This window comes from Stenotrophomonas sp. KH_029, assembly GCF_057839765.1.
The window spans coordinates 1,011,017-1,033,051 of sequence record NZ_CM174498.1 but is presented as its reverse complement, the minus strand read 5'-3'; the positions used below and the strand labels follow the sequence as shown (position 1 = coordinate 1,033,051).

At 67.8% G+C, this 22,035-nt stretch carries 24 protein-coding genes and 1 tRNA gene; 6 read left to right on the top strand and 19 right to left on the bottom strand.

The window, feature by feature from the left end; all coding sequences use genetic code 11:
• The first annotated feature begins 190 nt into the window (after positions 1-190).
• Positions 191-2,293 carry a TonB-dependent siderophore receptor gene (locus AC3ITM_RS04795; RefSeq protein ID WP_489268795.1) on the top strand — a complete coding sequence of 701 codons (2,103 nt, stop codon included), beginning with the start codon at positions 191-193 and terminating at the stop codon, positions 2,291-2,293.
• Here the strand turns inward: AC3ITM_RS04795 and AC3ITM_RS04790 are convergent.
• Positions 2,277-3,797, bottom strand: coding sequence for an MFS transporter (locus tag AC3ITM_RS04790; RefSeq protein ID WP_489268793.1), 1,521 nt, complete (start codon positions 3,795-3,797; stop codon positions 2,277-2,279). The two genes, AC3ITM_RS04795 and AC3ITM_RS04790, sit on opposite strands and share 17 nt — an antisense overlap.
• 105 nt (positions 3,798-3,902) lie before the next feature.
• Between AC3ITM_RS04790 and AC3ITM_RS04785 the strand changes: the two genes are divergently transcribed.
• The 3 genes from AC3ITM_RS04785 to AC3ITM_RS04775 are packed head-to-tail and all read left to right on the top strand — an operon-like array spanning position 3,903 to position 6,201.
• On the top strand, positions 3,903-4,826 hold the full coding sequence (locus tag AC3ITM_RS04785) for a LysR family transcriptional regulator (RefSeq protein ID WP_489270026.1): 924 nt from the start codon (positions 3,903-3,905) through the stop codon (positions 4,824-4,826).
• 59 nt (positions 4,827-4,885) lie between these two features.
• Complete coding sequence (locus tag AC3ITM_RS04780; RefSeq protein WP_489268791.1) at positions 4,886-6,022, top strand: PepSY-associated TM helix domain-containing protein; 1,137 nt, start codon at positions 4,886-4,888, stop codon at positions 6,020-6,022.
• Entirely contained in the window at positions 6,019-6,201 is a 183-nt protein-coding gene (locus AC3ITM_RS04775; protein ID WP_489268789.1) for a hypothetical protein, read from the top strand. The genes AC3ITM_RS04780 and AC3ITM_RS04775 overlap by 4 nt, the downstream gene beginning before the upstream one ends.
• A 43-nt stretch (positions 6,202-6,244) precedes the next feature.
• Here AC3ITM_RS04775 and AC3ITM_RS04770 read toward each other — a convergent pair whose 3' ends face one another.
• The 14 genes from AC3ITM_RS04770 to fabD all read right to left on the bottom strand — a co-directional run bounded on the left by AC3ITM_RS04770 (position 6,245) and on the right by fabD (position 16,758).
• Positions 6,245-6,646: a hypothetical protein gene (locus AC3ITM_RS04770; RefSeq protein ID WP_489268787.1), complete on the bottom strand. Its 402-nt coding sequence runs from the start codon at positions 6,644-6,646 to the stop codon at positions 6,245-6,247.
• Positions 6,647-6,674: 28 nt separating this feature from the next.
• Positions 6,675-7,064 carry a YbjQ family protein gene (locus AC3ITM_RS04765; protein ID WP_489268785.1) on the bottom strand — a complete coding sequence of 130 codons (390 nt, stop codon included), beginning with the start codon at positions 7,062-7,064 and terminating at the stop codon, positions 6,675-6,677.
• Positions 7,065-7,146: 82 nt separating this feature from the next.
• A complete protein-coding gene (locus AC3ITM_RS04760; RefSeq protein ID WP_489268783.1) occupies positions 7,147-7,566 on the bottom strand; it encodes a hypothetical protein in 420 nt (139 codons plus the stop codon).
• Positions 7,567-7,639: 73 nt separating this feature from the next.
• On the bottom strand, positions 7,640-8,407 hold the full coding sequence (locus tag AC3ITM_RS04755) for a PoNe immunity protein domain-containing protein (RefSeq protein WP_489268782.1): 768 nt from the start codon (positions 8,405-8,407) through the stop codon (positions 7,640-7,642).
• Between the two features lie 92 nt (positions 8,408-8,499).
• Positions 8,500-8,574 (bottom strand) — tRNA-Val (locus AC3ITM_RS04750).
• 65 nt (positions 8,575-8,639) lie between these two features.
• Positions 8,640-8,993: a PilZ domain-containing protein gene (locus AC3ITM_RS04745; RefSeq protein ID WP_489268780.1), complete on the bottom strand. Its 354-nt coding sequence runs from the start codon at positions 8,991-8,993 to the stop codon at positions 8,640-8,642.
• On the bottom strand, positions 8,990-9,949 hold the full coding sequence (locus AC3ITM_RS04740; protein ID WP_489268778.1) for a DNA polymerase III subunit delta': 960 nt from the start codon (positions 9,947-9,949) through the stop codon (positions 8,990-8,992). Before AC3ITM_RS04740 ends, AC3ITM_RS04745 begins: the two co-directional genes overlap by 4 nt.
• Entirely contained in the window at positions 9,942-10,610 is a 669-nt protein-coding gene (gene tmk / locus AC3ITM_RS04735; protein ID WP_228886736.1) for a dTMP kinase, read from the bottom strand. Before tmk ends, AC3ITM_RS04740 begins: the two co-directional genes overlap by 8 nt.
• On the bottom strand, positions 10,607-11,653 hold the full coding sequence (mltG, locus tag AC3ITM_RS04730; protein ID WP_489268776.1) for an endolytic transglycosylase MltG: 1,047 nt from the start codon (positions 11,651-11,653) through the stop codon (positions 10,607-10,609). Before mltG ends, tmk begins: the two co-directional genes overlap by 4 nt.
• Before the next feature lie 90 nt (positions 11,654-11,743).
• A complete protein-coding gene (locus tag AC3ITM_RS04725; RefSeq protein WP_489268774.1) occupies positions 11,744-13,099 on the bottom strand; it encodes an aminodeoxychorismate synthase component I in 1,356 nt (451 codons plus the stop codon).
• Between the two features lie 97 nt (positions 13,100-13,196).
• Positions 13,197-14,459 carry a beta-ketoacyl-ACP synthase II gene (fabF, locus tag AC3ITM_RS04720; RefSeq protein ID WP_489268772.1) on the bottom strand — a complete coding sequence of 421 codons (1,263 nt, stop codon included), beginning with the start codon at positions 14,457-14,459 and terminating at the stop codon, positions 13,197-13,199.
• Positions 14,460-14,595: 136 nt separating this feature from the next.
• Positions 14,596-14,835: an acyl carrier protein gene (gene acpP, locus AC3ITM_RS04715; RefSeq protein ID WP_228886732.1), complete on the bottom strand. Its 240-nt coding sequence runs from the start codon at positions 14,833-14,835 to the stop codon at positions 14,596-14,598.
• Between the two features lie 153 nt (positions 14,836-14,988).
• Positions 14,989-15,732, bottom strand: a complete 744-nt coding sequence (gene fabG, locus AC3ITM_RS04710) for a 3-oxoacyl-ACP reductase FabG (protein WP_489268771.1) — start codon at positions 15,730-15,732, stop codon at positions 14,989-14,991.
• Between the two features lie 72 nt (positions 15,733-15,804).
• Positions 15,805-16,758 (bottom strand): ACP S-malonyltransferase, encoded by a 954-nt coding sequence (gene fabD / locus AC3ITM_RS04705; RefSeq protein ID WP_489268769.1) that lies wholly within the window; start codon positions 16,756-16,758, stop codon positions 15,805-15,807.
• Positions 16,759-17,457: 699 nt separating this feature from the next.
• Between fabD and AC3ITM_RS04700 the strand changes: the two genes are divergently transcribed.
• On the top strand, positions 17,458-18,372 hold the full coding sequence (locus tag AC3ITM_RS04700) for an IS110 family RNA-guided transposase (RefSeq protein ID WP_489266115.1): 915 nt from the start codon (positions 17,458-17,460) through the stop codon (positions 18,370-18,372).
• Between the two features lie 230 nt (positions 18,373-18,602).
• Here AC3ITM_RS04700 and AC3ITM_RS04695 read toward each other — a convergent pair whose 3' ends face one another.
• The 4 genes from AC3ITM_RS04695 to AC3ITM_RS04680 all read right to left on the bottom strand — a co-directional run bounded on the left by AC3ITM_RS04695 (position 18,603) and on the right by AC3ITM_RS04680 (position 21,340).
• Positions 18,603-19,385 (bottom strand): BUD32 family EKC/KEOPS complex subunit, encoded by a 783-nt coding sequence (locus AC3ITM_RS04695; RefSeq protein ID WP_489268767.1) that lies wholly within the window; start codon positions 19,383-19,385, stop codon positions 18,603-18,605.
• A 73-nt stretch (positions 19,386-19,458) separates the two neighbouring features.
• Complete coding sequence (locus AC3ITM_RS04690; protein WP_228886728.1) at positions 19,459-20,436, bottom strand: beta-ketoacyl-ACP synthase III; 978 nt, start codon at positions 20,434-20,436, stop codon at positions 19,459-19,461.
• Positions 20,437-20,524: 88 nt separating this feature from the next.
• Complete coding sequence (rpmF, locus tag AC3ITM_RS04685) at positions 20,525-20,722, bottom strand: 50S ribosomal protein L32 (RefSeq protein WP_017357626.1); 198 nt, start codon at positions 20,720-20,722, stop codon at positions 20,525-20,527.
• 108 nt (positions 20,723-20,830) lie between these two features.
• Positions 20,831-21,340 (bottom strand): YceD family protein, encoded by a 510-nt coding sequence (locus AC3ITM_RS04680; protein ID WP_228886727.1) that lies wholly within the window; start codon positions 21,338-21,340, stop codon positions 20,831-20,833.
• Between the two features lie 114 nt (positions 21,341-21,454).
• On the opposite strand from AC3ITM_RS04680, the gene AC3ITM_RS04675 reads away from it, so the two are divergent.
• A complete protein-coding gene (locus AC3ITM_RS04675) occupies positions 21,455-22,027 on the top strand; it encodes a Maf family protein (RefSeq protein ID WP_489268764.1) in 573 nt (190 codons plus the stop codon).
• Positions 22,028-22,035 lie beyond the last annotated feature (8 nt).

The following is a 22,035-nucleotide window of genomic DNA, read 5'->3' as shown; positions in this document are numbered from 1 at the left end:
CGTCGTTCCGTCGTTGGTCCGGGGCGCTAGTTAGCCATAACCGCGGCCGACGGAACATATTTGCCTGTTCAGCTTGGCCTGCCCCGGCCGGGCCGGCGGCCACGTCGCATCCGGCGCATCTGAGACTCATTTGCATTGACGTCCCGGCCTCCCGATAATCCGGCCCCTCCTTCTCCCGGATTCCCCCGCCATGTCCGTCCTGCCGCGCCGCTGCCCCACCCTGCTGCTGTTCAGCCTAGGGGTTCCCACCCTGCTGGCCTCCGCGCTTGCCCACGCCCAGGACGGCGGCACGGCACGTACGCTGGATGCCGTCAGCGTGGTCGCCGAGCGCGCCAGCACCGCAACCAAGACCGACACCCCGCTGACCCAGACCCCGCAGGCAATCAGCGTGGTCACCAGCGAGCTGTTCAGCGACCGCGGCGCGCACACCCTGCAGGAAACCCTGCGGTACAGCGCCGGCGTCACCGCCGATGCCTACGGCCTGGACACCCGCGGCGACGGCAGCACCCTGCGCGGCCTGGACCCGGTGCAGTACCTGGACGGCCTGCGCCGCAGCTATGGGTTCAATCCGATGGCGCGTACCGAGGTCTACGGCCTGGAGCGGGTGGAAGTGCTGCGCGGCCCGTCCTCGGTGCTGTACGGCGCCGGCGCCACCGGCGGCATCATCAATGCCATGACCAAGCGCCCGACCTTCACCGACATCGGCGGTGAAGTGGGCGTGCAGCTGGGCAACTTCGACCGCAAGCAGTTCCAGGCCGATGTCGGCGGTGCATTGAACGATGCCGGCACCGTGGCCGGGCGCGTGGTCGGCCTGGTCCGCAATGCCGGCATGCAGACCGATTTCATCGATGACGACCGCATCTACATCGCCCCGTCGATCAGCTGGCGCGGCGAACGCAGCAACCTGACCGTGCTGGCCAGCTACCAGCGCGACAAGACCGCCTCCAGCCAGCAGTTCCTGCCGGTGGTGGCCACCTTGAACGCCGCCGCCGGCCGCCCGCGGCTGGATCCGTCCACCTTCCTCGGCGACCGCGATTTCGACAAGCTCGATTCCCGCGTCTACAGCGTCACCGCGCTGTTCGACCACCGCTTCAGCGACAGCATCAGCCTGCGCTCGTCGGTGCGTTACCTGGACGGCAAGACCGAGTTCCGCGAACTGTACCCGGACACCTACAGCAATCCGCTGGACCCGTTCATCGACGCCGACAAGCGCGTGGTCAACCGCAATGCCTATGGCGTGCGTCCGGACGTGCGCGTGCTGACCAGCGACACCGCCTTCCAGTTCGACTTCGCCACCGGCGCCTTCGAGCACCTGCTGCTGGCCGGCGTGGACTACACCGACTACCGCGAGGAATCGGCCGGCCTGGATGCCACGCCCACGCCGATCGACATCTACGCCCCGGTCTCTACCGGCGTCACCATCAACGCCTGGAACCGCCTGCCCGACCAGCGCACCACCCAGCTGGGCGTGTACGTGCAGGACCAGATCCGCTGGGCCGACCGCGTTTCGCTGGTGCTGGGCGCGCGCCGCGACCACGCGCGCAGCAAGACCGAAGGCCTGCCCAGCCAGACCGACAATGCCACCACTTACCGCGCCGGCCTGATCGGCGAGATCGGGGCGGGCGTGTCACCGTACATCAGCTACAGCGAGTCGTTCCTGCCGGTCAACGGCCAGGACCTGTACGGCCGCGCGTTCAAGCCGATGCAGGGCCACCAGACCGAAGCCGGCGTGAAGTGGCAGCCGGCGCGCAACATGCTGGTCACCGCCGCGGTCTACCGCATCACCGAAACCAACCGCCAGACCAACGACCCGGACAACGTGCTCAACGTCATCCAGACCGGTGAAATCCAGTCCAAGGGCGTGGAACTGGAAGGCCAGTTCTCCTTTGCCAATGACTTCACCGTGACGGCGGCCTACGCCCGCAACAAGGCCGAAGTGACCCGCAGCAACTTCGCCATGGAAGTGGACCAGCGCCTCAACGACACCCCGCAGGAACTGTCCTCGCTGTGGATCGCCAAGGGCTTCCAGCTCGATGCCGATGCGCGCCTGCGCGTGGGCCTGGGCGGCCGCTACGTCGGCAATACCCAGTCGCTGGGCTATGGCGGTTTCATCCGCACCCCCAGCTACACCCTGGTCGATGGCCTGTTCGAGCTGCAGGTCACCGACTGGACCATGGCGCTGAACATCACCAACCTCACCGACAAGAAGTACTTCGCGCCGTGCCGCAACTTCGGCGACTGCTTCACCGGCAACCCGCGCACCGTCACCGGCACCATCAGCTACCGGTTCTGAATGCAGCAGGCATGCGCTGCCGCCCCAGCAGCGCCATGACCAGCAGCGCGCTGCCGGCGGTCACCCCCGCCAGGCCGCGCAGCAGCCACGCCAGCGCATCGCTGCTGGCGTGCTGCAGCGTCACCGTGGGCAGGCCCGGCAGCAAGGCCGAGGCCTGCGCCAGCGAGCCGGTGGCCAGGTAGGCCCCGGCCCGGGCCAGCGTGGCCCACGGCGCCGCGCTGTCCACCGCCAGCCGCTGCGCCACCAGGGCGGCCAGCAACGCGGTCACCGCGGCCAGCGCGATGCCTTCGCCGGCCACCCGCACCGTGCCGAAGATGCCGGCGGCCATGCCGGCCCGTTCGGCCGGCACCACGCTTACCGACAACCCGTCCATCAAGCCCCACGGCAGCGCCGCGCCGGCGCCGACCAGCAGCAATGCCGGCCACCACTGCGCCGGCTCGGCATGCAGCGCGCGCCTGGACAGCAGGTACAGGCCCAGCGCGCACAGCAGCAGGCCCAGCGCACACAAGCGTGCCGCCCCGACCCGGCGTGCCCAGCCGGCGGCGAGCAGCGGCAGCACCAGCATCGGCGCCGACAACGCCAACATCTGCATCCCCACCTGCAGCGAGGACTGCCCCTGCACACCGGACAGGTGCAGCGGCAGGATGACCAGCAGCACCACGTAGCCAAGGCAGGTGGCTACCGGTAACAGCTGCACGCCCAGGAATTGCCGCTGCGCGAACAGCGACAGTTGCAGCAGCGGATGCGGCAGACGGCGCTCGACCCAAACAAACACCGCCAGTAGTCCCAGCGTTGCGCCTGCCGCACCGACGACCACCGGCGCATGCAGGCCATGCTCGGCCAGCAACAGCAGCCCGGCGGTCAGTGCGGCCAGCATCAGGCTGAAGATGACCATGCCGGCTACGTCCAGCCGCGCGTGCAGGCCATGGCTTTCGTCCAGGTGCCGCCAGGCCACGGCCCACGCCGCCAGTGCCAGCACGCCACCACTGGCAAATACGCTGCGCCAGCCCAAGGCATCCAGCAGGACCCCGGCCAGCAACGGCCCCAGCGCAAGCCCGACCCCGAACATGGTCCCCATCAACGCAAACGCGCGCGTGCGCGCATGCCCCCCGAAGCGTTGCGCCAGCGCGGCGCTGCCCGAGGCCAGGGCAGCGGCGGCACCCACGCCCTGGGCGCCCCGCGCCAGGTCCAGCCACATCAGGTCCGAGGCCAGGCACACCGCCAGGGTGGCCAGCGCCACAACGGCGCAGCCGGCCAGGAACAGCCGTCGCCGCCCCCACCGGTCGGCCAGGCCGCCGGCGGCCAGCAGCAGGCTGCCGAAGCTGAGCATGAACGCATTGGTCACCCAGGCCAGCGCGCCTGGCGAACCGGGAAACCGGCCGGCCAAGGCCGGCACGGCCACCGCGCCGGCGGAAAAGGACAGCGGCAGCGCCAACGCCACCAGGCACACGGCCAGCAACCCCAGGCGCGGATCGCGGGAGGGGGAAAGGAAAAACGACGACATGGGAAGTTCCTGAAAGGCGGCCATTGAAGATAGGCATGCACCTATTCCCAATAAATACCCATGTATGCATTTGATTACGGCCACTTCTTCCGTAATCATCCAGTGATGGACTCCATCGCCGAACTGCTTGCCTTCGTCCGCACCGCCGAGACCTCCAGCTTCGTCGGCGCCGCCCGCAGCCTGGGCCTGTCGCCCTCTACCGTTGGCAAGCGCGTGGCCCGGCTGGAACAGGACCTGGGCGTGCGGCTGTTCCAGCGCACCACCCGGCGCGTGCGCCTGACCGAAGCCGGCGAACGGCTGCTGGAGCGCTGCCGGCGCGCGCTGGAGGAATTGTCCGAAGCACGCGCCGACCTGGCCCAGCGCCAACACTCGCCCAGCGGGCTGCTGCGGGTAGGCCTGCCCACCATCGGCTACCGCTTCCTGTTGCCTGTATTGCCGCTGTTCGCCCAGCGCTACCCGGACGTGCAGCTGGAACTGGACTTCAACGACCGCCTGGTCGATGTGGTCAGCGAAGGCCTGGACGTGGTGATCCGCAGCGGCGAGCTGGCCGATTCCAGCCTGATGGCGCGCCGGCTGGGGCCCTTCCATTTCCTGCTGTGCGCGGCCCCCGCACACCTGCGCACGCATGCGCCACCGGCCACGCTGGCGCAGCTGGGCACGCACCCGGCCGTGCGCTTCCGCTTTCCCACCACCGGCAAGCTGCAACCGTGGACGCTGCCCGGCCATGCCGGCGATGCGGGCGCGCCGCTGACCACGGTGATGACCTGCAACAACATGGAAGCCCTGCTGGCCGCGGCCATCGGCGGCATGGGGGTGGCCTGGATGCCGGATTTCCTCGCCGCCGAGGCACTGGCCGACGGCCGCCTGCAGGAACTGCTGCCCGACCACCCGCGCCAGCCCGGCCAGTTCTCGCTGCTGTGGCCGGGCAGCCGTCAGCCCGGCGCGCGCCTGCGGGTGTTCATCGATTTCATGGCCGAGCATCTGTTCAACGCAGCGCCACCGCCCACACCTTCCCGCCCGCGGCGCTGACCGCGCCGACCGCATCACGTACCATCGCCGGCACACTCGCCAGCCCTGCGCCAGCTCCCATGCAACGCACCACCCTCAAAGCCTGGTTCCTCGTGCACAAGTGGACCAGCCTGGTCTGCACCGTGTTCCTGCTGCTGTTGTGCCTGACCGGCCTGCCGCTGGTGTTCGGTGAGGAAATCGCCCACCTCAGCGAGCCCGAGGTGGCGGCCGCCCCGGCCGATGCCGTGCCGCGCGACCTGGATGCACAGGTGCGCACCGCCCTGGCGCAGTATCCCGGCGATGTGCCGTTGTTCGTCGGTTGGGATCCGGACGCGCCCACGGTCTACGTCAATACCGGCGCGCGCCCGGACACGCCGCCGCCACAGATGCACACCGCCCTGCTGCATGCAGTCAGTGGCGAAGTACTGCCCGCCGCGCAGTTCAACCAGGGCGTGATGTACTTCCTGTACCGCCTGCACACCGACCTGTTCCTGGGCCTGCCCGGCATGTTGTTCATGGGCGCCATGGGCCTGCTGTTCGCCGTGGCGATCGTGTCCGGGCTGGTGCTGTATGGGCCGTTCATGCGCAAGCAGCGCTTCGGCACGCTACGCACCGGGCGCAGCCGTCGCCTGGCCTGGCTGGACCTGCACAACGTGCTCGGCGTGGTCACCCTCGGCTGGGCGCTGGTGGTGGGCATCACCGGTGCGATCAACACCATCGCCAAACCGCTGGAGCAGGCCTGGCAGAGCGAGCAGTTGGGCGAGTTCGCCGCGCGCTATGCCGGCAAGCCGCGCCCGACCACGCTGGCCCCGCTGCAGGCGGCGGTGGCCACCGCGCGCCACGCCGCACCGGGCATGCGCCCGGCCTTCGTCAGTTTCCCCGGCACCGGCTACAGCGGCGATCACCACTATGGCGTGTTCATGCAGGGCAACACGCCGCTGACCGAGCGCCTGTACCGCCCGGTGCTGATCGACGCACAGACCGGCGCGCTCACCGCGCAACCGCAGCTGCCCGCCTACATGAGCGTGCTGCTGCTCAGCCAGCCGCTGCACTTCGGCGACTACGGCAAACTGCCGCTGAAGATCCTGTGGGCGCTGCTGGACCTGCTGACCATCGCGGTGCTGGTCACCGGCCTGTACCTGTGGTTCAAGCGGGGCAGCACCGAGGAACGCGTGAGCGAGATCGAACGCGCCGCGCGCACCGGAGCTGCGCCATGAGCACGCCCGGCCAACCACCGCGCAGCCCCTTCACCGCGCCGGCCTGGATCGCCGCGGCCAGCCTGCTCGGCCTGGTCAGCGCGTTGATCGGCGATGGCGTATTCGATGCAGTGTCGTGGGTGGTGTTCGCCGCACTGGTCGCCGTGGTGCTGCGCGTGTGGGTGAAGCGCACGCGCTGATACCACAATGGCCGCCTCGTACGTCGAGGCCGCTCCGGCATCGTCATGCCTTGCGCGGGCCCGGCAGTGGTTTGCGTCCCAGACGATAGGTTGTGTAGCCGACGGCAAGCCACAGCACCAGGTAGCCCAGAATCCAGAGACCTACCGGCAGTACATCGTGCAGACGGATCCGGGCCACTACCCGCCAGGTATCCAACGCCACGGTGCCCATGCCGATCAGCAGCGCAACGCCGCCCAGCAACGTTCCCAGCCACCGCACCCAGGCATGCCGGCGGAGCAGCAGCATGGGCAGAAGCACCAGCAGGGTGGCGGCGAGCAGCAGCAGCGTCATGCCGGTGAGCAAACCGGTGAAATCCGATGCCAATGCCGGCAGGGGCAAGCACGCAAGCGCGCCCGCGACTATGCGGCTCCAGCGCGTGGGCGTGCGTGGGAGGCGGGCGTGCATGGTCATCCTTGGAAAGGCCGACCCGGCGTCACAGCCGCGTCGGCGTCGGCTCCACCACCACCGCCGTGCCGTAGCACAGCACCTCGGTCAGGCCGGTCATCACATCGGTGGCGTCGTAGCGCATGGCGATGATCGCGTTGGCGCCAAGCATGCGCGCATGCTTGGCCATGTCGCGGTAAGTCTCCTCGCGGGCCTGCTCGCACAGTTCGGTGTAGATGGTGATGTTGCCGCCGAACAGGGTCTGCAGGCCGCCCACGAAGTTGCCCACGATCGAGCGCGAGCGCACGGTGATGCCGCGCACCACGCCCAGGCTGCGCACCACCCGGAAACCGGGCAGTTCCATCGCCGTGGTCACCATGGAATCATCGAGCCGGGTAACGGTACCCGCGCGCGGGCTGCTGTTGTAGGGGTCGGTCATTGCGGCCTCGGAGTGGATGGAATACAGGGATCGCATCGACCCGCAGCGCGGATCGGGCGGGGTTGATGTCGCGGCAGCGCGGTCAGGGATAGCGCACGCTGGAGTTGTCTTCGGCGCTGGGCAGATGCGATCGGGCGCGCCACAACACCCACGTGAACAGCAGCAGGCACAGCCACAGCACGGCGCAGCCCAGGATGATGCCGACCCTGGTCCCGGCGTCCGCGCCGTCTGCTTCGGGCCAGAATCGCCACGTGTCCACGCCTGCCACGTACGCACTGGTCAGCAGCGCGCCCAGCCCCAGCACCACCCCGATGGTTCTCACCGCGCGATAGCGGCGGAACAGCGCCAGTACCCCAAGCACCCCCACGGCCGCCACCAGCAACGGCAGGCCGAAGAACACGGTCAACATGCCCGGCGGATCGGACGCCAGCGCGGTGAGCGGCGCGCACAGCAGTGCCGGCAGCAACCCGCGCGAGGTTGGCAGGAAATCGTTGCGTTTCATCCGGTGCGCTCCGTGCAGGGGGACAACCTGCCGGCATCATCCCATACGTTCGCGCCGCGCCGGCCGGCCGGCCTCAGCGCGGGCGCTGGCGGCGCGCGTAGTCCACCAGGTCGCGGGGATAGACGCGATGGTCGATGGCGCTGTCGTCGATATCGTAGAGATACGCGATGGCCGCGGCCTCGAACGCCCAGTAGCCGACGAAGCGGCCATCGTCGTCCATATGGCTGTCGTGCCAGGGCGCGTGCTCGAAAGCGGCGTACCAGCGCTCGCAATAGGTGGCCAGCAGGGTGCTGGCCTCTTCCGGTGTATCGGCGTAGATGGCCTGGACCAGGGGCGTGCAGTAGTCGTGGAACCACTCGTCGACATCGTGCCGGTCCGGCAGCACGCGCATCAGCAGGTCTTCATACAACGTATCGCTGGCGACGAAGTTGGCCTGGTCCATCAAGGCGGCCACACGCGCCAGCAGGTCCGGACGCCCCAACAGGATGCACAGCGCGAACAGCTGCGTGCATTCCAGATACTCATCCGGCCAGTCATCGATCGCAAACGGCGCAATCAGCGGCTGCCGCTCGTACTGCGCCAGCATCTGCTGGCGATGCTCCACGTGCTCCACCAGTGCTTCCAGCAGCGGCGGCAGCGTCTCGATCGGGTGGCCGGCGGTGTAGGTGATGTACAGGTGCTCGGCGGCCAGCCGCTGGAACCAGCGCGCGCGCAGCGAGCGTTCTTCAGCGTCCGAGTCGGACTGGAAGCGGTGTTCCTGGAAAAAGGCGATCGTCGCCTGGCGGTCTTCCAGGAACTGCGCGTAGTGCCGGGCTTCGAGCGGGGCTTGGCGTGGTTGCATGGATCATCCTTGACCGGGCACCTGCGCGCTGGGTCGGCGGGGGGCGGACACAAAAAAGCCGACCCAGGGGCCGGCTTCTTCATGTTGCAGCGTGGTGGGCGGTACAAGGTTCGAACTTGTGACCCTTGCCGTGTGAAGGCAATGCTCTACCGCTGAGCTAACCGCCCGATGCTGCTGAGCCGCTCATTATAGGGCGGCAAATTTCCGCGTCAACGGGTCTGCGGCAATTTCTTCACATCGTGTGGGTCGGCTTGTCCGCGGTCAGGATGCCGGCCAGCAGGGTCTCGATCTTGTTGCGCACCGCCTCGCCCTCGGCGCCTTCGGCCAGCTGTACGCCGATGCCCGCCTGGCGGTTGCCCTGGGCCCCGGCCGGGGTCACCCAGATCACCTTGCCGGCCACCGGCAGGCGCTCGCTGGAGTCGGGCAGGGTCAGCAGCAGGAATACCTCATCGCCCAGGAAGTAACGCTTGGGCGTGGGTACGAAGATGCCGCCGTTCTTCACGAACGGCATGTACGCGCTGTACAGCGCGGACTTGTCCTTGACGGCCAGCGACAGGATGCCCTGGCGGGCGTTGGTGGCGCTCATGCGTTGTTTCCCCTTGCGTGCCGCTCGTTGACCCGGTTCCAGGCCAACAACAATTCCACCACCGCCAGGTCGGCGCGCACGGTGGTGCGCAGCAGATCGCGGGTACGGTTGGCGGCGTCGAACCAGGCTGCCAGCTTGTGCAATCGGTCCGGATCGGTCAAGCCACCGCCGGTGGCCTGGGCCAACGCCAGGTCGGCGGCATGCCGCAGGCGCAGCGCGGCGTGTTCATCGCCGCACCAGCGCTGGGCCAGTTCGACCGCCCCGGCGCGTCCGGCCACCAGTGCCTCCAGGTCGCTGGCGACCTGCCGGCGCAACGCCAGCCCGTCTTCACGCAGCCAGCTGTCGGCCAGCCCGGGATGGCCGCGCGCCGCGTCCAGGGCCTCGCGTGCGCTGGCCTCGCTGTGGCCCTGCGACTGCAGCCAGGCCAGGGCCTCCTCGCGTGGCGGCAATTTGAACTCCAGGCGCTGGCAGCGGCTGCGCACGGTCGCCGGCAGGCGCGCCGGGTCACTGCTGATCAGCCACAGGTAGCGGCCCGGCTGCGGCTCTTCCAGGGTCTTGAGCAGGGCGTTGCAGGCGGCGCGGTTGATCGCATCGGCCGGGTCGACCACCACCACCTGGGCGATGCCGTACTGCGGGGTCAGCGCCAGCTTCTGCGAGATCTCGCGGACCTGTTCGATCACGATCTCGGTGCGCAGCTTGTCGCCGGACTTGTTGGGGATGAACGAGATCAGCTGCAGGTCCGGATGGGTGCCGGCGGCGATCAGCTGGGCGCTGCGCCTGGCCGCGGCCGGCTCGCTGCGGCCCAGCACATGCGCGGCCAGGCGCAGGGCCACCGCGCGCTTGCCCAGCCCGGCCGGGCCGCAGATCAGCAGGCCATGGCCGAGCCGGCCGGCATCGAGCGCGGCCACGGTCTGGTCGTAGGCGCGCTGCTGCCAGGGCGAAAAGGTCTCAGTCATGTTCGGGCTCCTGGGCCAGCCATGCGTCCACCGCGGCCACCACCGACCGCGCCACGCCGGGCTGGTCCTGGCTGGCGTCGATCAGGCGGAAACGCTGCGGGTCTTCGCCGGCGCGCTGGCGGAACACCGCGCGCACCCGCTGGAAAAAGTCGTCCTGCTCGCTCTCGATCCGGTCCGGCCACAGATCACGGCCGTTGGCGCGGGCGCGGCCGGTGGCCACATCCACGTCCAGCAGCAGGGTCAGGCCGGGCAGCAGGCCCACCGCGCGGCGCTCCAGGTCGGCGATCCAGGCCGGGTCCAGGCCGCGCCCACCGCCCTGGTAGGCGTAGCTGGAATCGGTGAAGCGGTCGCTGATCACATAAGCGCCGCGGCGCAGCGCCGGCTGGATCGTCTGGCGCACATGCTGGGCACGCGCGGCGAACACCAGCAGCAGTTCGGCCTCGGCCGACAACGGCTCGTGGGCGATGTCGGCATCGGGCGTGAGCACCAGCGCGCGGATCCGTTCGGCCAGCGGGGTACCGCCGGGCTCACGGGTCAGCAGCACTTCGTGGCCGCGCGCCTGCAATGCATCGCGCAGGGCATTGATGGCGGTGGTCTTGCCGGCGCCCTCGCCGCCTTCCAGGCTGATCAGGCGCGGGTGGCGCAGCAGCGATGCGGTCATTGCCGCGCCGCCTGGCCGCGCTGCTGCAGGTAGCGGGCTACCGCGGCGTTGTGGTCGGTGTAATTGGCCGAGAACACGTGCGCGCCGCTGCCGTCGCCCACCGCTACGAAGTACAGCGCATCGCCGGCGGCCGGCTGCGCCGCCGCGTGCAGCGCGTCGCGGCCGGGCATGGCGATCGGGGTCGGGGTGAGGCCGGCACGGGTATAGGTGTTGTACGGGGTGTCGGTGGTCAGGTCGCGCTTGCGGATGTTGCCGTCGTAGCTGCTGCCGATGCCGTAGATCACGGTCGGATCAGTCTGCAGGCGCATGCCGATCTTCAGGCGGCGCGCGAACACGCCGGCGATCTGCGGGCGCTCGCTGGGCAGCGCGGTTTCCTTTTCGATGATCGAGGCCAGGGTCAGCAGTTCGTAGGGGGAATTGAGCGGCAGGTCGGCCGCGCGGCTGTCCCAGGCCAGGGCCAGTTCCTTTTCCATCGCCGCGTGCGCGCGCTTGAGCACGTCCAGGTCACTGTCGCCGCGCTGGTAGACGTAGGTCTCGGGCAGGAAGCGGCCTTCGGGATGTTGCCCGGGGAAACCCACGGCCTTCATCAGCGCCGCGTCGTCGAGCGCATCGGTGGTGTGCAGCAGCGGGTCGGCGCGCTTGAGCGCGGCACGCACCTGGCGGATGTTCCAGCCTTCGACGATGGTCAGGCGGTGCTGCAGCACGCGGCCCTGGCGCATGCGGGTGAGCAGCTGGCGCGGGGTCAGGGCCGGGTCCAGTGCGTACTCGCCCACCTTGAGCTTGCCGGCGGCGTCGAGCTGGCGCGCCAGCAGCTGCCACTGGGTGTCGCTGCCTTCGTCCACGCCGGCCGCGCGCAGCTTGCCCAGCACCGTGGACAGGCCGTCACCGGAGGCGATCACCACGCTGGGCTGGTCGGGGGTCAGCGGCGTGTCGGCAAAGCCGCTCTGGCTGTGCCAGAACCACGCACCGGCCGCGGCCAGCAGCGCCGCCGCCAGCAGCAGCACCGCCAGCACGGCCAGACATCCCCGTTTCGCACCCGCCATGGTCACCTCGAATGGATTTGATTTCACCGCCGCGCAGCATACCGCGCGGGTGCTGCACACCGCCAAATCGCCGTGGCCGGCCGCGTCGGTTCAGTCCTGCCGGCCCAGTGCGCGCAGCAGGCCGCGCGCCTTGGCGCGGGTTTCGTCCAGTTCGCGCACCGGGTCCGAATCGACCACGATCCCCGCACCGGTGCGGAACACCGCGGTGTCGGTGGTCACCTCGGCGGTGCGGATCAGGATGTTCAGGTCCAGGTCGCCGTCGCGGTTCAGCCAGCCGAACGCGCCGGTATAGGCGCCGCGCGCGGTCTGCTCCAGCTCGGCGATGATCTGCATGCAGCGCACCTTGGGGCAGCCGGTGATGGTGCCGCCGGGGAAGGTGGCCGCGATCACCTGGCCGGGCGTAACGCCCTGACGCAGGCGGCCACGCACGTTGCTGACGATGTGGTGCACGTGCGCATAGCTTTCCACGCTCATCAGCTCGTCCACCTCGACGCTGCCCGGCGTGCAGATCCGGCCCAGGTCGTTGCGCTCCAGGTCGATCAGCATCACGTGTTCGGCGCGCTCCTTGGGATGGCCGACCAGTTCCTGGATGCGCGCGGCATCGTCATCGCCGGCAAAGCGCGGGCGGGTGCCGGCGATCGGACGGGTCTGCACGTCATCGCCATGCACCGACACCAGCCGTTCCGGCGAGGAACTTACCACCGCCCTGCCCTGGGCCATGAACAGGCCGGCGAACGGCGCCGGGTTGGCCACCCGCAGCTGCGCGTACAGCGCCTGCGGCGACAGCGCCTGGGCGAACTGCGCCGACCAGCGCCGCGACAGGTTGACCTGGAACACATCGCCGGCGCGCAGGTAATCGATGACCCGGGCCACGCCGTCGGTGAAACGCGCCGGTGCATCGTCGGCCAGCTGCGCCGTTGCCTGCCAGGCCGGCAACGGTGCCTGCGTGGCGCTGGCGGCCAGGTCGGCCAGCAGCACCGGCAGCAGCGCGGCGTGTTCGGTTTCGCAGACGGCGTGGTACTGGCCGAGCACGCGGTCGTGCAGCACCGCGGCCGGGCAGCGCAGCGCCAGCGCCGACGGCAGGCCATCGGCGCGCGCCGGCAAGGCCAGCACGGTTTCGATCTGGCCGGCCAGTTCGTAGTCCAGCATCAGCGCCCAGCCGCCGCGGAACGGCAATGCCGGTTCTTCGCGCGGCTGCCGCAGTGCCGCCCAGTGCGCGTCCAGCACGTCCAGGAAGCGGCCGGCGTGGGCCTGGCCGTCGCCATCGCGGACCACGCCATCGGCGTGCAGCGCCAGCGACTGGCCGTTGCCCATCAGCAGCAGGTCCCAGCGGCCCTGCGCGGTGCCCGAGGCGGTGGATTCCATCAGCAGCGGGTAGCGCTGTGGGGCCAGGCGCTGCAGCGCGAGCAGGTCGGTGGTGGCGGGCAGCGGATGGGTCTGGAGCATGCAGGGACACCGGGAAGTCACGCGCTGGGCGCAGGGGGCCAGATACACCAAGGCCGCCATGATGGCGGCCCGGGTGGGGAGTACGGCAGCGGCGCGATCAGATCCGCTTGAACACCAGAGTACCGTTGGTGCCACCGAAGCCGAAGCCGTTGGACATCACCACGTCCACCTGCTGCTGGCGGGCGGTGTTGGGCACGTAATCCAGGTCGCAGCCTTCGCCGGGCTGGTGCAGGTTGATGGTCGGCGGAATCACGTTGTCGCGCAGCGCCAGCACCGAGAAGATCGCCTCCACCCCGCCGGCCGCGCCGAGCAGGTGGCCGGTCATCGACTTGGTCGAGCTGACCATCATCTTGTAGGCGTGCCCGCCAAAGGCGGCCTTCATCGCCATGGTCTCGCCGAGGTCGCCCAGCGGCGTGGAGGTGCCATGCGCGTTGAGGTAGCCGATCTGGTCCGGGTTCACCCCGGCGTCCTTCATCGCCATCACCATGCAGCGCGCGGCGCCTTCGCCGTTCTCGCTGGGCGCGGTCATGTGGTAAGCGTCGGAGCTGGCGCCGAAGCCGGCCAGTTCGCAATAGATCTTCGCGCCACGGGCCTTGGCGTGCTCGTACTCTTCCAGGATCAGGATGCCGGCACCGTCGCCCAGCACGAAGCCGTCGCGGTCCTTGTCCCACGGCCGCGAGGCCGCGCCCGGGTCATCGTTGCGGGTGCTCATCGCCTTCATCGCGCAGAAGCCGCCCAGGGCGGTCGGCGAGGAACCGCGCTCGGCACCACCGGCCACCATCACGTCCGCATCGCCGTACTGGATCATGCGCATGGCGGTGCCGATGGAGTGGTTGGAGGTGGCGCAGGCCGACACCGCCGAGAACGACGGACCCTTCAACCCGGTGATGATGCTCAGCTGGCCCGGCAGCATGTTGATGATGGTCTTGGGCACGTAGAAGGGCGAAATCTTCCTGCCCTCGTGGAAGTCGATGGTCTGCTCTTCGATACCAAGCAGGCCGCCGATCCCGGCGCCGACGATCGCGCCGATGCGCTCGGCATTGGCGTCGGTGATGTCCAATCCGGAATCGTGCAGCGCCATGAAGGCGGCACCGAGACCATAGTGGATGAACGGGTCCATCTTCTTGGCATCCTTGCCGCTGACCCGGAACGAGCCGAACTGGTCGTTGTCGGCGGTGATGTCGAAATCCTTGACCTCACCTGCGATCTTGGTGGTGAAACGGTCCAGGTAGGACTGCGAAACGTTGGTCAGCGCACCGATGCCGGAACGGCCTTCGGTGATGCCCTTCCAACTGGTGTCCAGATCATTGCCCAACGGCGAGACCATGCCCATGCCGGTAACGACGACGCGACGCTTCATTGCAGATTCTCCTGACCCGGGTGTTGCGGGTATGACGCGGTGTAACGCTCAAATGCACAGGGCCGCAAGCGCGGCCCCATGGGTTTGCCGCACGCGGTCGCGGCGTTGGCCACAACCGCGCGCCAGCCGCCTGACATCAAGCCTTGACGTGGGCGGTGACGTAGTCGATCGCAGCCTGGACGGTGCCGATTTTCTCGGCTTCTTCGTCCGGGATTTCGCACTCGAACTCTTCTTCCAGCGCCATCACCAGTTCAACGGTGTCCAGCGAGTCAGCGCCCAGGTCATCGACGAACGATGCGCTGTTGGTGACTTCTTCTTCCTTGACGCCAAGCTGTTCGACGACGATTTTCTTGACGCGTTCTTCGATGCTGCTCATTGGATATCGCTCCAGATGGAGTAGTGGTTCAAAAGTGACGCCATCCGGTGAGGGATGACCGTGGGATAGTGTAGTGGAAACCAGCGACGCCTTGCATCGTTGCAAAACATCATTCAGATCAACCACTTGCGGCGCAATCCATGCGCCACATGCTTACGGCATGTACATACCGCCGTTCACATGGAGGGTTTCGCCGGTGATGTAGCTGGCCGACGGGCCGGCCAGGAACGCCACCGCGTTGGCGATATCGGACGCTTCGCCCAGGCGCTCCAGGGCGATGGTCTTGACCAGGCCGGTGCGCTGTTCTTCGGGCAGGGCACGGGTCATGTCGGTGTCGATGAAGCCCGGCGCGACCACATTGACGGTGATCCCACGCGAGCCGATTTCCTTGGCCAGCGACTTGGAGAAGGCAATGATGCCGGCCTTGGCGGCGGCATAGTTGGCCTGGCCGGCATTGCCGGTGACGCCGATCACCGAGGCGATATTGATGATGCGGCCGCGGCGCGCCTTCATCATGCCGCGGATGACCGCCTTGGAGGTGCGGAACACGCTGGTCAGGTTGGTGTCCAGGATGGACTGCCAGTCCTCTTCCTTCATGCGCAGCAGCAGGTTGTCGCGGGTGATGCCGGCATTGTTGACCAGGATGGTGATCGCCCCGAACTCCTTGGCGATCCCATCCAGCACCGCTTCCAGCGCGGCGGCATCGGTCACGTTCAGCGCGCGGCCATGGCCGCCCACGGCCGCCAGGCGTTCGCCGATGGCGGCGGCACCGGCGTCGGTGGTGGCGGTGCCGATCACGGTCGCGCCCTGCGCGGCCAGTGCTTCGGCGATGGCGGCACCGATGCCACGGCTGGCGCCGGTCACCAGTGCGATTTCACCCTGAAGGGGCTTGCTCATCTGTAATTCCTCGAACGGGACGGGTCCGCACGCCGGCCCCAGGGCCATGCGCGTACGGAGTCGGTCGACAGGTCAGGCGGCCCAGGTCTCGCGGGCAGCCTGGAAATCGGCAGGCGTGGACAGTGTGCGCGCGTCCAGCGATTTGTCGATGCGCTTGATCAATCCGGTCAGCACCTTGCCCGGGCCGCATTCGGCCACGCCGGTAACGCCACGGGCGGCCAGGGCCTGCACGCAACCGGTCCACTGCACCGGCAGGTACAACTGCTGGACCAGGGCGCGGGCGATGGCTTCCACGCCGTCATGCACGCGGGCATCGACGTTCTGCACCACCGGCAGGGCCGGCGCGCGCCAGTCCAGGCCGGCCATGGTTTCGGCCAGACGGTTGGCGGCTTCGCGCATCAACGGGGTATGCGAGGGCACGCTGACGGCCAGCTTGACGGTCTTGCGCACGCCCCGCTCGGCCAGCAGCGCCAGCAGCGCCAGCGCACGGTCAACGGCCGCAGCGTCGCCACCGATCACGATCTGGCCGGGAGAATTGAAGTTGGCCGGCACCACCACCTGGCTGCCGGCAGCCTGCTCGCAGACCTCCTGGACCAGGGCGTCGTCGGCACCGAGCACGGCCGCCATGGCGCCAACGCCGGCCGGCGCGGCTTCCTGCATCAGCTGGCCGCGCAGGCGCACCAGGTGGGCGCCGTCGTGCAGGGTCAGCGCGCCGGCAGCCACCAGGGCGGTGTACTCGCCCAGGCTGTGCCCGGCCAGCACGCCCGGCTGGGCACCGCCCACCGCGTTCCAGACCCGCCACACGCCGATGCTGGCGGCCAGCAGGGCCGGCTGGGTGTATTCGGTGCGGTTGAGCATTTCCTCCGGGCCGCCCTGCGACAGCGCCCACAGGTCGACACCGGCGCCATCGGAGGCTTCACGGAAGGCATCACGGATCTGCGGGTGCAGCTCGGCCAGTTCGGCCAGCATGCCCAGCGACTGCGAACCCTGGCCGGGGAACACGAAAGCGAGATTGGAATCGGTCACGCGGTCATCCGCCTGCAAAAATCGAACGGCGAATGATAAGTCGGAACAGCGCCCTTCGTCTGTACTGCCGCGTATGTGTGTTGGGTTGGTGAAGGCCGTTTTGAAGCAAAAGCGTTGCCTGCACTTCGTCTGGGAGGGCTGGGGCCAGTGGGTTTGCGGGACACGCCGTGAATCCGTCCGTGGAGGCTCGTGAGCGCCATCCATGGCGCCCAACGGTCCCGCAAACCCACTGTCCCCAGCCCTTGCACAGAGGGTCGGCCGGCATGGGATAAGCAAAGGCGGGAGCAACGGCCTTCGTTGGGATGGGGGAGGTGCCGAGCATGGCTCGGCACTACCTACTTACCCACCCCGGGCAGGGCTGCACTTGGCTTGAACACAGCGAAAGCTGTGTGCCTTGGACCTTGACTACCCTTGCGCACCAGCCCTCCATGGGTGGGGCGGCGTGGGTGGGTTTGCGGGACTGTCGAAAACATGGATGTTTTCGCCAAGCCTTATCTGTTCGGAATCTGGCAGCGTAGGCGTCGAGAGCCGGCGTGGGCCGCCGTGCAAGCCTGGATCTCGACGATCGTCATGGAGCTTGGCGCCCACGCCGGAATCTCCCTTGATCCGCCCGAACAGTTGCTGGAGCTGACACTCGCAGTGATAAGACTGGGCAAGCGGGGGAGCTCTCGACCCTTCCAGACTATACGGAGTCGGGCGATGAACGGGATCGGGATTGATGTCAGCAAGCGCCAGCTTGATGTTGGCACGACGGACGGGGAGACCCTGCGGGTCAGCAATACCCGCTCTGGCTTTGCTGAATTGGACGCTTGGCTGAGGAAACACCCGGCGATCCAGATCGTGCTGGAGGCCACCGGCGGCTACGAGCAGCCCGTGCTGGACTTCCTGCACAAGGCAGGTCATCCGGTGGTCCGGGCCAATGCCCTGCGGGCCCGAAAACTGGCCCAAGGCCTTGGCCAGGTGGCCAAGACCGACCGTTTGGACGCCTATGCATTGGCGCAGATGGCTGCCTTGGTGAAACTGCCTTCCTATCAGCCGCTGGAGCCTTGGCAGCAGAAGATGCGGGAATTCGTGTGCGCACGTCGACAGGCGATGCACGCGCTAACCGTCGCGCGGCAGCAACAGGAAATGGTGGGCAATCGTGAATTGCGCCAGCTGCTGCAGACCAATATCACACGCCTGCATACGCTGGTTGAACGACTGGGAAAGCAGATTGCCGAGCAGGTCTCTCAGCAGCCTCAACTGGCTGTGCTGAAGTCGATGAAAGGCGTCGGTCCAGGGCTGCAGGCGGTACTGGCCAGTTATCTGCCCGAGCTGGGCAAGATCAGCGGCAAGGCCATCGCCAGTCTGGTTGGGGTGGCGCCGATGTCCCACGACAGCGGGACGATACGTGGGAAACGAAGCATCCATGGCGGCAGAGCCGAGATCCGTCAGGTGCTTTATATGGCCAGCATGTCGGCCATGCGGCATGAACCGCGATTGCGCGACTTTTATCAGTCGCTGCGAGCTCGCGGCAAGGAAGGCAAAGTGGCCATCGTGGCGGTGATGCGGAAGATGCTGGTGATCCTCAACGCCCGCGTGCGCGACGCCCAAAGCGGATCGATCCCCGCCTGACGCGCGCCCGTAGGGCCTCAAAAGGCTGCCGGCCAGCGGCCGGCACTACCGTGCCTGCGCGCCGGGCACGGGGAAGCTCCCCGGCAACACAGTTGCTCCAGGGATGGATTTACGGCGTGTCCCGCAAACCCACCCACGCCGACCCAAACACTGGGCGACAAGGCAACCGCGCTCTCGCTTCGGGCTCTGGCTTCAAGGCTTTGGCCCTGCGCTCCAAAGGCCCTGCCCGATCACACCAACAGCTGCAGGAGGTCCAGATCGCCGTCGCTGAAGAAATCGACGCAGATCACCGCCAGCATCAGCACGCCCAGCGTAGTGGCGCCATGCACCACCAGGATCGCGTGCGCCAGCGCGCGCGCCGACCGCCCCATCTTCAGACTGGCGCGGGCCAGGCCCCGCAGCCGCCCCGATACCGCATGGGCATGCGCCAGCACCGGCGCTTCCACCCCGTCCATCGCCTGCGCCATCAACGCCTGCAACCGCTGCGGGCGGTCCTCGTAATACTTGGCCACGCCGTAGCCGAACATCAGCCAATCGCGCGCCTGGGCCTGGGCCAAGTCCATCACCTCCAGGGGGTCTTCCTCGAAATCGATGAAACCCACCTGCCTGCCATCCCAGGTCAGATTGCGCGGCAACGGCTGACCGAAATAGGCACCCTTGCGGTGCGCCATGGCGATCGCCTGCATCGCTGCAGCCACCAGCCGGTCGCGCCCGGCCGCATCGGCCTGGCGCAGGCAGGTATTGAACGAATTGCCGTTGTCGCCCAGCACCAGCGCCGCATGCCCGCTGCCGATCACGTGGGGCACCTTCACCCCCTGTGCCGCCAGCTCGCCCAGACGGCGCGCCTCGATTTCCCTGGCCGCATCGCCGCCGCGGTGCGGCGGCGGGCGCAACGCATCCAGCTGGAAGCGGTGCGCGACGAAATTGAGCAGGCCCAGCGCAACCCTCCGGCTTCCTTCGCCGTATTGCTTCAGCCAGGCGCGCTGCCCCTCGATGACGATGGGCTCTACCATGACAGGTCTCCTGAAATGCTTACGGCCCCGAAGGGGGCCGTAATAAAAGCATCACGTTGTCGTAACGACGCTATCAATAACGCAGCAGCGCCGAACCCCACGTGAAGCCGCCACCGAAGGCTTCCAGCAGCAGCAACTGGCCACGCTCGACGCGGCCGGAACGGATCGCCACATCCAGCGCCATCGGCACCGATGCCGACGAGGTGTTGCCGTGCCGGTCCACCGTCACCACTACCTGCTCCATCGACATCTCCAACCGCTTGGCGGTGGCCTCGATGATGCGCAGGTTGGCCTGGTGCGGGATCAGCCAGTCCAGGTCGGACTTGGTCAGCCCATTGGCGTCCAGGGTTTCGTCCACGACCGAATCCAGCGCCTTGACGGCGTACTTGAACACGTCGTTGCCCTTCATCAGGATCGCGCCACGGGCGTTTTCGCCCTCGCCGAAACCGGCCGACACACCCACCGGATTCCACAGCAGCTCTTTCTTGCTGCCATCCGAATGCAGGTGGGTACTGAGGATGCCGGTGTCTTCGTCGGCCTTGAGCACGACCGCGCCGGCGCCATCGCCGAACAGCACGCAGGTGGTGCGCTCGGTCCAGTCGACGATACGGGTCAGGGTTTCCGCACCGATCACCAGCACATGCCGTGCATCGCCGGAACGGATGAATTTGTCGGCCACGCTCAACGCGAACACAAAGCCCGAACAGGCTGCGTTGACATCGAAGGCGGGGCAACCGCTCGCACCGAGCTTGGCCTGGATCAGGCACGCGGTGGACGGGAAGATCAGATCGGGGGTCGTGGTACCCACCACGATCATGTCCAGCTGCGAAGCGTCGATACCGGCCGCTTCCAGCGCACGCAGCGCGGCCTGATAGCCCAGGTCGCTGGTGGTTTCGCCTTCGGCTGCAATGTGCCGCTCGCGAATACCGGTGCGCGATTGAATCCACTCATCGCTGGTGTCGACCATTTTCTCCAGATCCTGGTTGGTCAACACTCTTTCGGGCAAATAGCTACCTGTGCCCGCGATCCTCGAGTAGATCCGCTTGCTCATTGCATGTCCTGTAGCACGGCCATCAACAGTGACAGCCGGGAAGAAAGGAGTAAAGGCCGCTGCCCGACCGGGCAGCGGCCTCCACGAATCAATCTTCTTCGACGGCCGAATTCGACTTGGTCGTGATCACCTTCTTGCCGCGGTAGAAACCGTCAGCGGTGATGTGGTGACGCAGATGCACTTCACCGGTGGTCGGATCGGTGGACAGCTGCTTGGCGCTCAGGGCGTCATGCGCACGGCGCATACCGCGGCGGGACGGGGTGACACGGGATTTCTGCACAGCCATGGGATTGCTCCAAACTCGGTTCGTTTTGCTTCGTCGTATCGTCGCGCAGGACGCCAGCGCCCAGCACAGTTTTCGCTTTCGCCGCAGCCGCCGACGACAATCCGGCTGCTATTGTTTTTTCAGTGCCGCCAACGCCGCGAACGGATTGGCCTTGCTGATTTCTTCTTCGGTCGGTGCCCAGTCCTGGTCCACTGCCTGGCCATCCGGAGACAGCGGCACCACGGGCACGGCCAGGACAAGTTCGTCCTCCACCAGTTCCAGTGGTCGCAGCATGCCGTCTTCGGGCACCAGCCACGGCTCGTACCCTTCCGGCAACGAGGATTCATCCTCCTCGCTGCGGATCAGGCCGAGCCGCTGCACCATCGAGACCGGCAACAGGAAGCGCTGCAGGCTGCGCTGACAGATCAGCGGCAACTCGGTGTCGATGGACAGTTCAACATAGGATACCCGCAGGATGTCGTCGTGGGCGAATTCCAGTGCATAGCTGCACCGGCCTTCGGTATCGGCAACAAGCCCTTGCAGGCGGGTCAATTGCGCTAGATCCACCTGGCCGTCGAAGCGCCTTCGCGCTGCGACCATCCGCCAAGCATCCAGCAATTCGGGCACGTTCGCGGACATAAGCCGCTGAATTTTAAGGACCGTCCGGGCTGCTGTCAAATGCTGCCGCAGTCAGCTTGCCGATCCCCGCCCGCAGGGCCCAGACTGCCGGCCTTCCGTGCCCGGTATTGTCGCATGACCCCGCTGCTGCTTGCCTCCACCTCCCGCTACCGCCGTGAACTGCTGGAGCGGCTCGGCCTGCCGCTGGACACCGCCCGCCCCGAGGTGGACGAGGCACCCGGCCCCGGCGAGGCCCCGCGGGCCGTGGCGGTGCGCCTGGCGCGGGCCAAGGCCCAGGCGGTGGCCCGCCTGCATCCCGGGCGCTGGGTGATCGGCTCGGACCAGGTCGCCGAGCTGAACGGCGCGCCACTGGGCAAGCCGGGCACCGTCGCCGGCGCCCACGCGCAGCTGGCGGCGATGTCCGGGCAGGTGGTCGACTTCCACACCGCGGTGAGCCTGGTCTGCGACGGTGAAGTGCTGGAAACCTGCGATCTCACCCGGGTCCACTTCCGCCCCCTGGAGCGCGCCGAGATCGAACGCTACGTGGCCGCCGAGCAGCCGCTGGACTGCGCCGGCAGCTTCAAATGCGAAGGCCTGGGGATCAGCCTGTTCGAGGCCATCGACAACCGCGATCCCACCGCCCTGATCGGGCTGCCGCTGATCGCACTGGGCCAGCTGCTGCGCCAGGCCGGCTACCGACTGCCCTGAACCCTGCC

Excerpts from the sequence above, each read along its gene's own strand:
- AC3ITM_RS04795 (WP_489268795.1), top strand. The coding sequence starts at position 191 with ATGTCCGTCCTGCCGCGCCGCTGCCCCACCCTGCTGCTGTTCAGCCTA.
- AC3ITM_RS04790 (WP_489268793.1), bottom strand. The coding sequence starts at position 3,797 with ATGTCGTCGTTTTTCCTTTCCCCCTCCCGCGATCCGCGCCTGGGGTTG.
- AC3ITM_RS04785 (WP_489270026.1), top strand. The coding sequence starts at position 3,903 with ATGGACTCCATCGCCGAACTGCTTGCCTTCGTCCGCACCGCCGAGACC.
- AC3ITM_RS04780 (WP_489268791.1), top strand. The coding sequence starts at position 4,886 with ATGCAACGCACCACCCTCAAAGCCTGGTTCCTCGTGCACAAGTGGACC.
- AC3ITM_RS04775 (WP_489268789.1), top strand. The coding sequence starts at position 6,019 with ATGAGCACGCCCGGCCAACCACCGCGCAGCCCCTTCACCGCGCCGGCC.
- AC3ITM_RS04770 (WP_489268787.1), bottom strand. The coding sequence starts at position 6,646 with ATGCACGCCCGCCTCCCACGCACGCCCACGCGCTGGAGCCGCATAGTC.
- AC3ITM_RS04765 (WP_489268785.1), bottom strand. The coding sequence starts at position 7,064 with ATGACCGACCCCTACAACAGCAGCCCGCGCGCGGGTACCGTTACCCGG.
- AC3ITM_RS04760 (WP_489268783.1), bottom strand. The coding sequence starts at position 7,566 with ATGAAACGCAACGATTTCCTGCCAACCTCGCGCGGGTTGCTGCCGGCA.
- AC3ITM_RS04755 (WP_489268782.1), bottom strand. The coding sequence starts at position 8,407 with ATGCAACCACGCCAAGCCCCGCTCGAAGCCCGGCACTACGCGCAGTTC.
- AC3ITM_RS04745 (WP_489268780.1), bottom strand. The coding sequence starts at position 8,993 with ATGAGCGCCACCAACGCCCGCCAGGGCATCCTGTCGCTGGCCGTCAAG.
- AC3ITM_RS04740 (WP_489268778.1), bottom strand. The coding sequence starts at position 9,949 with ATGACTGAGACCTTTTCGCCCTGGCAGCAGCGCGCCTACGACCAGACC.
- tmk (WP_228886736.1), bottom strand. The coding sequence starts at position 10,610 with ATGACCGCATCGCTGCTGCGCCACCCGCGCCTGATCAGCCTGGAAGGC.
- mltG (WP_489268776.1), bottom strand. The coding sequence starts at position 11,653 with ATGGCGGGTGCGAAACGGGGATGTCTGGCCGTGCTGGCGGTGCTGCTG.
- AC3ITM_RS04725 (WP_489268774.1), bottom strand. The coding sequence starts at position 13,099 with ATGCTCCAGACCCATCCGCTGCCCGCCACCACCGACCTGCTCGCGCTG.
- fabF (WP_489268772.1), bottom strand. The coding sequence starts at position 14,459 with ATGAAGCGTCGCGTCGTCGTTACCGGCATGGGCATGGTCTCGCCGTTG.
- acpP (WP_228886732.1), bottom strand. The coding sequence starts at position 14,835 with ATGAGCAGCATCGAAGAACGCGTCAAGAAAATCGTCGTCGAACAGCTT.
- fabG (WP_489268771.1), bottom strand. The coding sequence starts at position 15,732 with ATGAGCAAGCCCCTTCAGGGTGAAATCGCACTGGTGACCGGCGCCAGC.
- AC3ITM_RS04700 (WP_489266115.1), top strand. The coding sequence starts at position 17,458 with ATGAACGGGATCGGGATTGATGTCAGCAAGCGCCAGCTTGATGTTGGC.
- AC3ITM_RS04695 (WP_489268767.1), bottom strand. The coding sequence starts at position 19,385 with ATGGTAGAGCCCATCGTCATCGAGGGGCAGCGCGCCTGGCTGAAGCAA.
- AC3ITM_RS04690 (WP_228886728.1), bottom strand. The coding sequence starts at position 20,436 with ATGAGCAAGCGGATCTACTCGAGGATCGCGGGCACAGGTAGCTATTTG.
- rpmF (WP_017357626.1), bottom strand. The coding sequence starts at position 20,722 with ATGGCTGTGCAGAAATCCCGTGTCACCCCGTCCCGCCGCGGTATGCGC.
- AC3ITM_RS04680 (WP_228886727.1), bottom strand. The coding sequence starts at position 21,340 with ATGTCCGCGAACGTGCCCGAATTGCTGGATGCTTGGCGGATGGTCGCA.
- AC3ITM_RS04675 (WP_489268764.1), top strand. The coding sequence starts at position 21,455 with ATGACCCCGCTGCTGCTTGCCTCCACCTCCCGCTACCGCCGTGAACTG.